The sequence below is a fragment of the Candidatus Falkowbacteria bacterium genome (assembly GCA_026396835.1).
GTDB lineage: Bacteria > Patescibacteriota > Patescibacteriia > Patescibacteriales > Patescibacteriaceae > Patescibacterium.
In genome coordinates, this window is record JAPLWA010000004.1 from 147,428 (window position 1) to 160,995 (window position 13,568).

Consider the following 13,568-nt stretch of genomic DNA (forward strand, 5'->3'; position numbering starts at 1 on the left):
AGGGGGCCTGCCAATACCAAGGTAATGAAGCGGTTTATCTAGAGAAATATTTTATTATTTAGTCTTAATTATATGTTTTTATCTTATTCAGATAAATTCCATCAAGGTGATGTTTTAAGATTTCTTTGTAAGCTAACAGCTGGCCTGTTAGTTTTTTTGTTTTTAGTGGCTCCTTTACGATTCGTGCTTGCTGAGGAACTCATTCCTCTGGAGAACATTGATAAAGAAATATTAGATAGCAGCAAGGCTCACGTTGACGATTCAACAAGTAGTGCTGTTATTGGTAGTGACAAGTTAGAAGAAACCACAGAAGGTCTTGACCCTAAAAAAAGTGACGCAGAAAGTAAGCAGAATGAAGTTCAGACAACGGTTTCAGATCCTAAAATGCCCGCAGAGAATAATCTAAAGAAAAAACCAGCTACGCCTGATGAAGCAAGCGGAGCGTTGATTTATAGTTATCCTATTAACATTCCTCCTGGACGTAATGGACTGCAACCTGACCTTAGCCTAGTTTATAATAGTCAGTCACGTGATTTAAGTTCCTTATTTGGCCAAGGCTGGTCCTTGAATATTCCATATATTGAACGCACTAATAAAAAAGGCGTTGAAAAGTTATATTCTGATCCAACTTTTTCTTCATCGTTAAGTGATGAGTTGGTTTTATTGGGCAATAATAATTATGGTTCCAAAGTTGATAATGGAGAATTTTTACAATATTCATTCGCTGATTCAAAGTGGACAGCGACGGATAAACAAGGAACGAAATATACTTTTGGTAATACAGTTGCAGCTAGGCAAGACGACCCAGCCGATGCGAATAAGGTTTACAAGTGGATGTTAGAGGAGGTTAGAGATGTTAATAATAACTTTGTTCGCTACGAATATTTCAAGGATCAAGGACAAATTTATCCTTCAAAAATATTCTATTCAGGTAATGGGTCAACTGACGGTATTTTTGAAATAGATTTTTTAAGGGAGAACCGTGCTGATCAAATGCTATCGAGTAGAACTGGTTTTTCTGTAAAGACAAATTATAGAATTAACAATATCACTACTAAAGTCAGTAGTAGTTGGGTTAAAAAATATAATTTATCATATATAACTAGCGGAAATTCCACTACGTCTTTATTGTCGTCTGTTACTGAGCAAGGAAATGACGGAAACAATAATATAATTTCTTTGCCGCCAACTAGTTTTGAATATCAGGCCGCCGGAACCGTACACTGGGAGGTTGATACAAGCACCTGGTCCTCTTCTAGCGCAATAGGAGAGATTAGTGGCATGGTTTCTGATATTAATGGAGACGGCCTAGATGATATTATTCAGTCGTACCATACCATAAGTCCCAATGGAGGAAATAACACTATAGTAAGAAATGCCTATATAAATAATGGTCAAGGCCAATTTATAGTGAATCAAAATTATGAGCCACCTTTTGACTTCACATTTACTTCTGGCTCGCAGTTTGAAGATTATGGAGCAAGATTAGCTGATTTAAATGGTGATGGTTTATTGGACCTTGTTGCTTCGGGTAGGAGTGGAACAAGTAAAGCTTATTTAAATACTGGTAGTGGCTGGCAAGAAGCAACTCAATGGATACCGCCAATTTGGTTTGTCTATTATCAAAATGATATTGGTGGGCAAATTGCTAATTTAAATGGAGACAATTTACCAGACATAATCGGTAGTAGGTGGGAGTGGAATGGGCAGATTGATGTTTTAATAACTTACGCCTATATAAACAATGGAAATGGTTGGGCCAGAGATAATATTTGGTCTTTGCCAATTGATATGCGCCATGGTTCAGGAGCGTTTTTTGTTGATGTAAACGGTGATAGTTTGGATGATATTGTTCAGTCTGCTTGGATGGGCAACGGCACTATGATTAATAGAACATTTTTAAATAGTGGCAAAGGGGGCTGGGTTGAGACCTCAGGTTTTATCCCGCCTACTTACTTTTTTTCAATGAGCTACTATGGTGACGTCACTGATAGAGGCTATAGATTATTTGATGTTAACGGGGATGGTTTGGTAGATATTTTAAAAAGTGGAATCGGCGCTTATCTTAATAATGGAAATGGCTGGAATACTCGTGATGATAGCTGGAATCAGCCATTTGAACTAGGTGGACGCTGGTGGGGTTATTCAGATCCATATACCGCCTATATAAGCAATATCAATGGTGATGGCATGCCAGATATTTTCCGTAATAAAAACATAAATAATCAAACAATTGAAACGACGGTTGTAAAAAATCTTGATTCTAAGGTTAATGTGCTTAAAAAAATTACTTATGATACCGGGGGAAGTACAGATATAAGCTATAAATCAACTCCTTTATATAGGCAGAATGGAAATTTGCTGAATCCAAGCTTATCAATGATTATTGACACTGTGTCTAGTGTTGTAACGAATGATGGTTCTGGTAACAGCTCAACAGCAAATTATTCTTATGAGGGAGGATATTACTATTACAACTCAAATAGTATTTATGACTACAAGTTCGCTGGTTTCAGTAAGGTCACAAAAACAGATAGTTTAAGTAAGGTTATTAGTTTTTATCATCAAGGTAATGACTCAAATTCTAGCCAAGGAGAATATCAAGATTATATTTCAAAAATAGGTAAAATGTATCGTCAAGAAGTTTATGATCTTAATAATAATCTATTTTCTAAGATGATTAATAAATGGGATAGATTTGACCTTGGTAGTAATAGAAATTTTGTGAAACTCGTTAGAGCTGTTCAGTCTACATACAATGGTAACTCAAGTCATAAAGACAGTGCCGAAATATATGATTACAATAATACTAATGGTAATAAAACAAGTGTAATTCAGTGGGGAGAAGTTAGCTCTTCTGATAATGGTGATTTTACTGATGTTGGAAATGATAAATACGTAACAGACATTAGCTATGCTGCTGGTTCGGCTAATAATGTAGCTGCTTTACCGTCTACGCAAATAGTTTATGATCAAAATTCAAATAAAGTTACAGAAGCTCGTTCATATTATGATAATTTACCATTAGGGCAAGTAAGTCTTGGTAACCAAACTAAGCAAGAACAATGGGTTGGTGCCTCAAAGTATATTAGTACACAGAAGAGTTATAATAGTTACGGCTTAGTGATGACAGAAATAGATTCATTGGGCAGGCAAACCAATTATACTTATGATATTTACAATCTATATCCTGTAACAGTTATTAATCCTGCTAATCAGATTAGTAGTTTTAATTATGATTATTCTTCGGGTAAAGTTGTTTTGTCAGTTGATCCTAATGGGAAAGTTTTTAGCACAAGCTACGACGCCTTAGATAGGCCAACGGCTGAATTGCAGCCAGACCAAAATATTGCCAACCTGTCAGTTACCAAAGCAGCTTATGAATATACTGATCTGGCCAATGCTAATCGAATCAAAAAAAGTGATTACCTTGATGCTAATAATGCAGTTGATGTTTATACGTATTTTGATGGGCTTGGTAGAAAAGTTCAAGAACGCCGGGAAGTAGAAACTTCAGGCCAATTTAGTGTTAGAGATTTTATTTATGGACCAAATGATCTTTTATTAAAAGAATCTTTGCCTTATTTTTCTAATAACGTTGCCCGTACTCCAGCTACTACAAACCAGGCACTTTATACAACTTATACTTATGATGCAATGAAGCGCGTTTTAAGTGCTCAGACTGCCGTAGGAACAACTAGTAATATTTACGATGATTGGAAAACAACTGTAGTAGACGCTAAGGGTAAAATTAAAGACTTATATAAAGATGCTTATGATAACTTGGTTCAAGTTAATGAGCATAATGGATCAGAGATTTATTCAACTTATTATCAATGGAATGGCTTGAAAAAATTAGTAAAGATTACTGATGCCTTGGGAAACGTTAGAAATTTTAGCTATGACGCTTTGGGAAGAGTTTTAGAGGCTCAAGATCTTCATGCCAGCAATGATTCAACTTTTGGCGTTTGGAGTTATCATTATGATGACGCTGGGAATTTAATTTCTAAAGTTGCACCTAATACGAAACAAATTGATTATAGTTATGATGATTTAAATCGTGTAATAAGCGAGGACGCAGTTGGTACTGTTGGCGTTGAAGTAACATATATTTATGATAATTGTCAGTCAGGTGTCGGTCGTTTGTGCTCAGTTATAAATTCAACAGTTAAATCGTCATTGACTTATAATCCACTAGGACAACTAATTCAAGAATCCAAGAGAATTGGTAAAGTTAACTATGCAACCCAATATAATTATGATCGACAAAATAATCAGACTTTGATCATAAACCCGGATGATTCACGCGTGGTTTATAATTACAATGCAGCTGGCTTAGTAGATAGTGTGCAGCGCAAGGAATCAGTTGATCTTGGTTTAACGAATGTTGTAACTAACATTGATTATAATCCAGTTGGTTTAGCTACTAGCATGTTTTATGCAAATGGCGCTGTGACAACCAATACTTATGATGCTAATGAGCTCTATCGTTTACGTCACAAGGTAACGGTCGCTAATAATCAAAATGTTCAAGATTTAACTTATACTTATGATCCAGTTGGAAATATTACGCAAATAGTCGATGCTTCAAGTACTCAGACCGCTAAGACAACTGATTATACTTATGATGATTTGCATCGTTTATTGTCAGCGACGATTAGTAATTCAGCAGCAGAAAACGTTGACGGACCAGATAATCAGAACCAAGTACAAACATTTACTTATGATGCAATTGGAAACATTACTTATAAGTCAGACGTTGGAACTTATCTATATAATGGTAATATAGGAAATAATTACGCTAACCCGCATGCTGTGACCAGTGCTGGCAATAAATATTATTCTTATGATGAGAATGGTAATGTGACTGATATAACTTCGATGACTGTCGTTGAATCAACTTCTTATCTTTGGGATTACGCGAATAGACTAAACACAGTGATTATTAATGGTAAATCATCGTCATATAGTTATGATGCTTCGGGGCAAAGAATAAAAGAAATTACGCCAAAAAGCACTACACTTTATGTAACTAAAGATTTTTCAACTGGTTCGGTTGGTAATGAAAAACATATTTTCTTAGGTGATACAGCGATTGCTAGCATAAAAGGATCTGACAATTCAGCTGTTGCTTATAATATTCACGCTGATCATTTAACTGGTTCAAACGTTATTACTGATTCAGCTCAGAGCGTTGATGAATTGACTGATTATTATTCTTTTGGGACAATTAGATTAGATCAACAGAATAGCGCACATAGTGAGAAGAGAAAGTTCACGGGGCATGAGTATGACGTGGATACAGGGCTGACTTATGCGAATGCGAGATATTATGATGCCAGGTTAGGGAGATGGACTAGCCAAGACGCCGTTTCTCTTGCCGTGATGGACAGCAAAAAGATTGAGCAGATGACAAGTAAGTCATATCTTGCCTATTTGGCAGATGTCCAAGGATTAAATGGTTATAGCTATGTTAAGAATAACCCATTAAAATATATTGACACTACAGGGGATGATTGGGTTGACATGGTTAATACCATAGATCGCTATAATCCCTTCACTATATTGTTTAAGTCCGCTTATGATCAGATGTACTACGGATGGGTAAATAAGGATATAAAACAGTTTGCACAGGGACTAGGAACCGTAGTGGTAAACGGAACGATGTTGGCTGCTGGAGCTTTAGAAATCGGAATGGCGGCAGGAGAAGCAGCCCTTTTGTATCAAAGGTTTAGTCAACTTAAGGGCATAATAGACAGTGAGGGGTTTGTGGTGTCAGCAAGGAAAATAAATTTTGCTCCAGCTGGCGGCAGAAGTCCGATTAACAACTTGAATGAACACTGGGATAAACACAGAAATGAGTTTCCGGAACTTGGAAACGCTTTAGAGTATGATCAAGCCGCCGGAAGTTGTGTGAACAACCCGGGCAAAAATGTACTTACTCGTCAATTAAGAGATGGAAGGTCGTCATATTATGATCAAGAAACTAATACCTTAGGTATTAAGCAAAACGGAGGACCAACAACTTTCATGAGGCCAGATCCAGGTCAACATAAGCAAAAAACTAATTTAGATTATTTTTACTCCTTAAGATAAATTTATGAATAATATTTGTAAAGTTTGTGGTTTAATATATAGTGATATTTATCCATGGGGAGAGAATGGAGATATTCCCAGCCATGCTATTTGTTATTGCTGTGGAACGGAATTTGGGTATGAAGACAACTCAATTGAAAGCTCAAAAGCAAATAGAGAAAAATGGATTAGTGAAGGTGCTAAATGGTTTCATTCAGAAAAAAAACCTGAAAATTGGTCGCTCGACGAGCAACTTAAGAATTTGCCTTCAGAATATAAATAGTTTCCGCTCCTGCAGAATCTCCCTGATAAAGAAAGAGGAATCTGCCGATTAATTAACCGTATTGATTTTGATTAATTTATAAACTGCAGAATCACTTGTAGGAGATTCTGTCGCATCGAAAATTAAGATTTTTAAAATGCCAATTAATCCAAATGTAAAAAAGAATTTAGAGGGCTCTGAGAATGAAGAGTTTAAGAGTATTATATTAAATATCTTTCGATATGATTCGCCTTCGGGCAGACAAATTGCTGATGCAGTGACATATGAAAAAGAAACAGGGGATGCAATAGGTAAGAATATTGAGGCTTTTGCAGGTGGCATAGGCGACACTCAAATAGTCGAATATATTTGTGATCTATGTCCTGAGTTTGCAGAAATTTTAATGAATTATTCAATAAATATTCCCGAAGAGGACAGAACGTTTGGCTTGCTGTTAGATAAATTTTCTGAATATATTGTCAATCAGTACAAGGTAAATAAAATAGAAAAATTTAATGAAATTTTTGAGATGGTTGAGCTAGGCTTAACACATGGCAATGGAAATGTTAATAATATGTTTAGAACAAACATATTGGAGAACATTCAAAATGTTGCCGGAAATCAAGACATTGATCCCTCTGTGTTTATTAAGTATTTGGGCAAAAATTCATTGATGTGGTGGAATGAAATTAATAGATTTTGGGGTGACTTAGAAAAATATTATAAATTGAAATACCCTAATCAGCTAGCTAATGAGAAGTTGTGATGCAGTCATATATTTTTCGTTAGAAAAAGTAATTTATGAAAATCCATAAACTAGGATTCACCATTGCAAACTCTGAAGATTCGGAAGGTTTTCCGCAATTTTTGCCTACTGTAGATGGTCATAAAGAGCCCGCTTCTTTGCTTTTACTCCCTTTAGAATTAAGTGCTACTAAAGATGCTATCTATCCAATTTTGAATTGTGGTTGCGGCGAATGGGATTGTGGCGGCTATTTTATTGAAGTTAAAAATACAGAAGAATATGTTATTTGGAATGCTATTTATGGCTTAGGTAATCTAAGAAAAAAAATTGAAATTGTGCACGCCTTAACTCCAATTCACTTTCTAAGGAAAGAATATGAAGCTTTAATAAATGAGCTATTGATTTTAAAAGATAATTATAAATACGAAGCTATAGTTTATAAAATTGATAAAGAGCAGTACGAGAAAAGCGGATTAGGGTCATTGGCATATTTTCTCTAATATGTAACGTATATGGAACACAATTATGAAGCTTTTTTAGAGCTAAAAGAATTATATAGATATATGTGGAATGATATGAAAAGGCCAAAAATGTCTTCTCCTAACAGGAATGATACTTTAGATGACATAAGGATTGAATTAGAGATGGACGAAGATTTAATAGTTGGTAATTTAAGTTATCTTGTTGGTGGTTCTATGCCACCAAATATTCAGGTTGAAAATGCACTAAAATTACCGGAGATTTTTTTTGGTTATATTAAAAAAATTAAAAGTTCAAAGATAGAAGATGGCAATAAAGAATATTCTAAACAGCTAATTAATTTCATTGAAGACTTAAAAAGGATTAACGATAAGATTATTATTCTAAAGTTTCAGATTTAATAAAAGCTCCAGTATTATTAAGTAGCATCAGCAAGTAATCATATGCCTAATAAACAGAAAAAAATTGCAGAGGATTCCGATGCAATGATTGTAATGATTGATGATATTAAAATTGAAGGATGGATATTAAATACAAAATGTGATTGTGGCGCATTTCAGGTTTATTGTGAAAAGTACGATGCTGAGTTTTGTCCACAAGAAAATACATGGCTAAATGTTGGTTGTGGTGATGCAAATTGCGAATATTGTAAGGTTCGGCCAAGAAAACCGCTAAACCTCTAATTTTAGTTTAAAAATATTCCAGATTCATTAAGTAGTCTCAGTAAATAAAATTTATGTCAAAATTTGTCATTGAAGACGAAATGCACTCTGATTGGTTAGGCGAATTTTCTACGTTGAAAGAAGTGATTGAAAAGCTTCAAGAGTTGTCTGCAACTCCATGGGATGAAGATCCCAATCGAGCACCGTGCATGAGTTGGAAAACATGTGGACGTGAATATTATATTATCAAGTTTGATGATTCACCCACACCTTGGACCGAGATTAATAATAAGCATATAATGAGAGTGGATTCACGAGGAGCTACTTGGCATAAGACCCCTGAGGAGATTCATCAAATATTTGATGAATAAGTTCCAACATCATTAAGTAGTCTCAGTAAATAAAATTTATGTCTTCACTTCAAAAACTTTTCCAGGAAAAGTTTGTGGGTATAAATAAATCAGTTTTTATTAAAGATAATCTAACCACAAATCAAGATATTATTAAGTTTCATTACTCACCAAAAAAAGAAAGTGAATTTGAAGTTATTGTGGAGGTATATCAGAATGGGTATAGTATATTTTGTGGAGGCTGGCACGACCAGCAGAGAAAGATGAGTCTGAATCCGATGAAGAATTTGTAGAACAGATTATTAAAAAGTTGGAAATCATCTTTAGCGGTAGCGTAAAGTTAAAAATTTATTTTGCAGGTATGAAGCCATATAGGTGGGAAATGATCTCTAATAAGCCAGAAAATAAAATCTCGTCTTTTAATATTACCGGGTTAATGTTTTATAATTATTTTGCTAGAAAGGCGATTGTTGAAAAGAAAAATATCTTAATTTAGGGTGATAGATAAGTTCGCTCCGTCAGAATCTATATAAAACAAACCCCTGCGCCGGTCATGGCGTAGGGGTTTTGTCTTGCTGATACGAAGTAACAAACTATGCTATAATATAGTTAAATTAACTAAAAAATATGAATAAATTTAACCGTAAGTACTTATTGTTAATAGCGGCTGTTTTAATCTTAGCCGTCTTAGCGTTTCTTATTTATAAAAAATATTATACGCCGAAAGAAATGCGCAGCGACGATGCCGTACAAACTGTTTTAGATGAGTCTACTGTTGCAAGTAATGAACCAAATATTGGTTTTACGCCGTCTTATCAGGAACAAATTGTGCCTTTGGCTTCAGTCGCTAACTATCAGGCTATTAAAAATAAATACGGTTTAAATTTATCTGAAGCACAGGAAAAATACCTAGAAGCTAATCATTTTTTGCTAATTAACAGTGAAGAAGTTCCATTTTTTAGTGCTGGTAACAATTTTGATCAATGGTTAGTTGACGCTGATGCAATGGGAGGCGGCGCCATTTATGAACGTAAACCCGAAGACGCTGTTTTGGTCACACCAGATACCGTGTTACATGCTTATCATAAATATTTTGAACTTACGCTTGAACAATTAGAGCAGCATGAACTTAGCCAAGAACTAGGAAACTTTTTGTCTGGTTTACATGCTAATTTAGCTTTGGCTTCAAAAAATAGTAAGGCTGAATCTAAAACTCGATATCAGAACCTAGAAGCTCAGATTGTTTTAGCTCGTATATTGTTTGAAAATAAAAACGTAGCCAAGCCTAGTTACTTTGCTGCTCCCGAAGAAGAACAGAAATATACTGATCAAGACAAGACAGTTGATTCACTAGCCAATGCTAAGAAACTTTTAACTAAGTATTCTAAAGATTTAACGCCACAGTTAACAGCTGCGATAAGTTCTGATTTAACGGAAATATATTCGGCCAGCAAGGTTGGAGCTTCGCCATTATTTAAGCAATACGATGATCAAATAAAGACTGATTATACGCAGTTTACTCCACGAAGTCATTATAACAAGAACTCAACTTTGCGCGCCTTCTTTAGAACCATGATGTATTTAGGTAGAAGTAGCTATTTATTAAACAGCCCATTAGGCATTGCGGATACTAATTTGTTAGTTAAGCAAATGTCTTTGAAGAATGGTTCTAGCGCAGCTCCACTTGAAGCGTGGACAAGAATTTCTAACGTGACTAGTTTTTATGCTGGTCAAAGTGATGACATTTCTTACAATGAATATAAAACTTTTGAAACTAGTATACTTGGAAATAATCTTAATTCAGATGAGGAGCTGATTTCAAAGGATAATGTTAACAAGTTAGCAACTAATTTAGATAAGCTTAGAAAACCAAAGATACTGTCAGACGTTATTATTGATGAAAACATTGCCTCTTTGACTAAAGAAGATTTATTAAAGCAATCATTAGCTTTTAGAGTTTTTGGTCAGAAATTTACTTTTGACGCTTGGATTTTAAATGATTTAACTGCTGGTCAAGAGAAAACAGAAGTTAGATTGCCTTCAATGCCATCAGCTTTATTTGTTCCAGCTGCTTTTGGCGATCAACAAGCTAAGCAGTATACTGGTGAATTTTTGCAGCAGTCAGCTAATTTTAGTCAAACTGATTTAGATGGTTTTTTCACTAAACTTGATAAAAAGAAAGCTGATATTAATAAAGTTACACATAAAGAATGGTTTGACTCTCTTGGTAGTTCATGGCTATATATTTTAGGCTCTTTAACTCATGACTATGGCAAGCATTATCCTAGCTACATGCAAGTTAAACCTTTCTTAAGCAAACAAATTCAATCATTCCTCGGTTCTTATGCTGAACTTAAGCACGACACATTGCTTTATGCCAAGCAAAGTTATGCCGAACTTGGAGCCGGAGGCGAAGACAAGCCACTTCCTCCGATTGTAAAAGGATTTGTTGAACCAAACTTAGAATTTTGGAACCGTTTTAGCGCTTTACTAGACCGAACAGATAAACTCTTCAAAGACAATGGTGTATTTAAGGAAGGGGACGCAATTGATCGTTTAGGTCAATTTAAGGAATCTGTGGCGCTATATACAGGCATTGCTGAGAAAGAATTACGCTCACAAGCCATCAGCGATGATGATTATGAAAAACTTAGAACGACTAAGTTGTCATTTATGGCTCAGCCATTTGAAACAATCGATCCAACTCCAACCTCTGGCCAAACTGCCTTGATTGCTGATATTCACACTGATATGGTTCAAAATAAAATACTCTATGAAGCAACCGCAAAGCCATACTTTATGTTAGCCATCGTTGCTAATGATAATCTGCCACGCGTAACAGCTGGCTTGGTATATAACCATTATGAACTGACCGACCAATTAAGTCAGCGCTTAAGTGATGAAACTTGGAAAGATAGAGTTTATAACAACAATTCTCTTCTACCAACAAAAAACTTTTGGTATCAATCCCTATTAGTAAAATAATATTTAGCAAAAAAATATTAGCCATATTTTTAGGCCTGTTAGTTTTATCAGGCGTTTTATGGCTGAGCTTAAGACCGATTGCTGATCAAAAAATAGATAAAAATAAGATTGAAGATAATGAAATAGAAATAAGGCCTGTCGGCTCACTATACACTGACAGTAACTTGTTCCTTTCGGCTATTAAACAAAATCCGGCCACTGCAATAAATAAACCAGCCACGGGTTTAATAGTTCCGCATCACCTTTTAGCAATTGATTTAATTGCTAAGGCCTTTGCTGGCGTTTCTGCCCGTAAGTTTAGTCAGGTTGTTTTACTAAGCCCAGACCATTTCAATGCCGGAGAAACCAATATTTCTGTAAGTGAAAATAATTTCTCGACTGTTTTTGGAGAACTAAAATCAGATACAAAAGTAATAGAACAGCTAAAAAAATTGCCTTTTGTTAAAGAGGGTGATTTTTTTTATCGTGAACATGGTTTGCAAGCTATTTTCCCTTTCATTAAATACTATTTTCCAGAAACAAAAGTTATAGCAGTTACTTTTAAGCCGAGCGTCACCAAAGCTGAATTAGACCAGCTAATCAAAGCTCTTGAACAGACTCTAACATCGGACTCGTTGATTGTTCAAAGTACCGATTTTTCGCACTATCTTAGTCCAGACAAAGCATCTGAGCTTGACGATATTTCTATAAAAACCCTGAGCTCTAATAACGCAGAAGATATTTTAAGCCTGAATCAGCCTGAGAATATTGATTCAGTGGCGGCTTTTTACGTTCAGGCTAGTTTGCAAAAAGATTTTTATCATTCATCAGCCACAATTAAAGATCATAAAAATTCTCAAGAATATACAAAAGAGAAGGTCCTATCTTCAACTAGCTACCTATCAGCAATTTACTCTGAGCCAAATAAAAAGGCGGGGGACGCCGAATTTATATTTGTCGGAGATGTTATGTTGTCGCGCTATATCGGTCAGTTAATGGACAAGCGCAACGATTATAATTTTCCTTTTGAAAAAATTAAACCGTTTTTGAGTAAAGCTGATCTTGTTTTTGGTAATCTAGAAAGTCCGATTTCAAGTTCTGGTAAATCAACCGGTAATCTCTATCCATTTAAAGCTGACCCAAGAGTTGTTTTAGGCTTAAAGAACGCTGGCTTTAATGTTATGTCAGTGGCTAATAACCATGCTTTTGATTATGGCTTAGAAGCTTTTTCTAGCACCTTGAATAACCTGAAAGGTGCTGGCATTGCCTATGCCGGTGGTGGTGAAAACTTAACGCAGGCCAGCCAGGGAGCATTTTTAGAGCTAAACGGTACTAAGGTTACCGTGTTGGCATATACGGATTTATTGGCAAAAAAATTGGCAGCGACCAACAGTCATGGTGGTTTTAGTTATTTAGACAAAGATCAGATGGTTAAAGATATTATCCAAGCTAAGAGAAAGTCTGACCTAGTCATCGTCTCTTTTCACTGGGGTAGAGAATATGAGGCCATCGCTAATGAAAGACAAAAAGACATTGCACGGGTAGCTGTTGAGGCCGGAGCTTCTTTAATAATTGGTCATCATCCACACATTGCTCAGGAACTTAGCAAGATTAACAACGTTTCAGTAGCTTATAGCTTGGGAAATTTTATCTTTGATCAGAACTTTTCGCCAGAAACAAAGACTGGCATTCTTCTAGAAGTCATTATTAAAGGAAAGAGGATTGCGAGCGTCAATCCGCTTACTGTTAGCTTTACTAGTAATTTCCAGCCCTACTTGGCTACTAAATAGTGAGCTCATAGAAGTGCGGGTTACAGGGAAAATTTAGCTCTATTTTAAAAAATATTTTTATCACACGAGTCGTCAACTAAGACGACTCTTATTTTTTATCCTTGACATAATTCAATTTTTAATTCATATTATTAGTAACTAAATATTGTAAAACGAAAGGGGGATTGCAGATTGAAAAAATATAAAACAGCATCAGTTGTAAGATACACTATTATTGCTATAGGGCTTGCTGTATTACTT

The 13,568-nt window shown here is 35.3% G+C and carries 11 protein-coding genes; all 11 read left to right on the forward strand.

Going from position 1 to position 13,568, the window contains the following annotated elements; translation table 11 throughout:
* Positions 1-72 precede the first annotated feature (72 nt).
* Complete coding sequence (locus NTY12_01775) at positions 73-6,096, forward strand: FG-GAP-like repeat-containing protein (protein ID MCX6792730.1); 6,024 nt, start codon at positions 73-75, stop codon at positions 6,094-6,096.
* A gap of 4 nt (positions 6,097-6,100) precedes the next feature.
* Positions 6,101-6,358: a hypothetical protein gene (locus NTY12_01780; GenBank protein MCX6792731.1), complete on the forward strand. Its 258-nt coding sequence runs from the start codon at positions 6,101-6,103 to the stop codon at positions 6,356-6,358.
* Positions 6,359-6,494: 136 nt separating this feature from the next.
* Complete coding sequence (locus tag NTY12_01785) at positions 6,495-7,103, forward strand: hypothetical protein (GenBank protein MCX6792732.1); 609 nt, start codon at positions 6,495-6,497, stop codon at positions 7,101-7,103.
* A gap of 35 nt (positions 7,104-7,138) precedes the next feature.
* A complete protein-coding gene (locus tag NTY12_01790; GenBank protein MCX6792733.1) occupies positions 7,139-7,582 on the forward strand; it encodes a hypothetical protein in 444 nt (147 codons plus the stop codon).
* A gap of 12 nt (positions 7,583-7,594) precedes the next feature.
* The gene (locus NTY12_01795; protein ID MCX6792734.1) at positions 7,595-7,963 is read left to right on the forward strand and encodes a hypothetical protein; all 369 of its coding nucleotides are present in this window, start codon (positions 7,595-7,597) and stop codon (positions 7,961-7,963) included.
* Between the two features lie 42 nt (positions 7,964-8,005).
* On the forward strand, positions 8,006-8,245 hold the full coding sequence (locus tag NTY12_01800) for a hypothetical protein (protein MCX6792735.1): 240 nt from the start codon (positions 8,006-8,008) through the stop codon (positions 8,243-8,245).
* Between the two features lie 53 nt (positions 8,246-8,298).
* Positions 8,299-8,595, forward strand: coding sequence for a hypothetical protein (locus NTY12_01805; protein ID MCX6792736.1), 297 nt, complete (start codon positions 8,299-8,301; stop codon positions 8,593-8,595).
* A gap of 38 nt (positions 8,596-8,633) precedes the next feature.
* Positions 8,634-8,867, forward strand: coding sequence for a hypothetical protein (locus NTY12_01810; protein MCX6792737.1), 234 nt, complete (start codon positions 8,634-8,636; stop codon positions 8,865-8,867).
* The gene (locus tag NTY12_01815; GenBank protein MCX6792738.1) at positions 8,807-9,070 is read left to right on the forward strand and encodes a hypothetical protein; all 264 of its coding nucleotides are present in this window, start codon (positions 8,807-8,809) and stop codon (positions 9,068-9,070) included. The genes NTY12_01810 and NTY12_01815 overlap by 61 nt, the downstream gene beginning before the upstream one ends.
* A 131-nt stretch (positions 9,071-9,201) precedes the next feature.
* Positions 9,202-11,559 carry a DUF3160 domain-containing protein gene (locus NTY12_01820; protein MCX6792739.1) on the forward strand — a complete coding sequence of 786 codons (2,358 nt, stop codon included), beginning with the start codon at positions 9,202-9,204 and terminating at the stop codon, positions 11,557-11,559.
* Positions 11,532-13,328 (forward strand): AmmeMemoRadiSam system protein B, encoded by a 1,797-nt coding sequence (amrB, locus tag NTY12_01825; protein ID MCX6792740.1) that lies wholly within the window; start codon positions 11,532-11,534, stop codon positions 13,326-13,328. Before NTY12_01820 ends, amrB begins: the two co-directional genes overlap by 28 nt.
* Positions 13,329-13,568 lie beyond the last annotated feature (240 nt).

Coding starts and splice junctions, on each gene's coding strand:
- NTY12_01800 (MCX6792735.1), top strand. CDS start 8,006: ATGCCTAATAAACAGAAAAAAATTGCAGAGGATTCCGATGCAATGATT.
- NTY12_01795 (MCX6792734.1), top strand. CDS start 7,595: ATGGAACACAATTATGAAGCTTTTTTAGAGCTAAAAGAATTATATAGA.
- NTY12_01790 (MCX6792733.1), top strand. CDS start 7,139: ATGAAAATCCATAAACTAGGATTCACCATTGCAAACTCTGAAGATTCG.
- NTY12_01810 (MCX6792737.1), top strand. CDS start 8,634: ATGTCTTCACTTCAAAAACTTTTCCAGGAAAAGTTTGTGGGTATAAAT.
- NTY12_01805 (MCX6792736.1), top strand. CDS start 8,299: ATGTCAAAATTTGTCATTGAAGACGAAATGCACTCTGATTGGTTAGGC.
- NTY12_01785 (MCX6792732.1), top strand. CDS start 6,495: ATGCCAATTAATCCAAATGTAAAAAAGAATTTAGAGGGCTCTGAGAAT.
- NTY12_01780 (MCX6792731.1), top strand. CDS start 6,101: ATGAATAATATTTGTAAAGTTTGTGGTTTAATATATAGTGATATTTAT.
- NTY12_01775 (MCX6792730.1), top strand. CDS start 73: ATGTTTTTATCTTATTCAGATAAATTCCATCAAGGTGATGTTTTAAGA.
- NTY12_01820 (MCX6792739.1), top strand. CDS start 9,202: ATGAATAAATTTAACCGTAAGTACTTATTGTTAATAGCGGCTGTTTTA.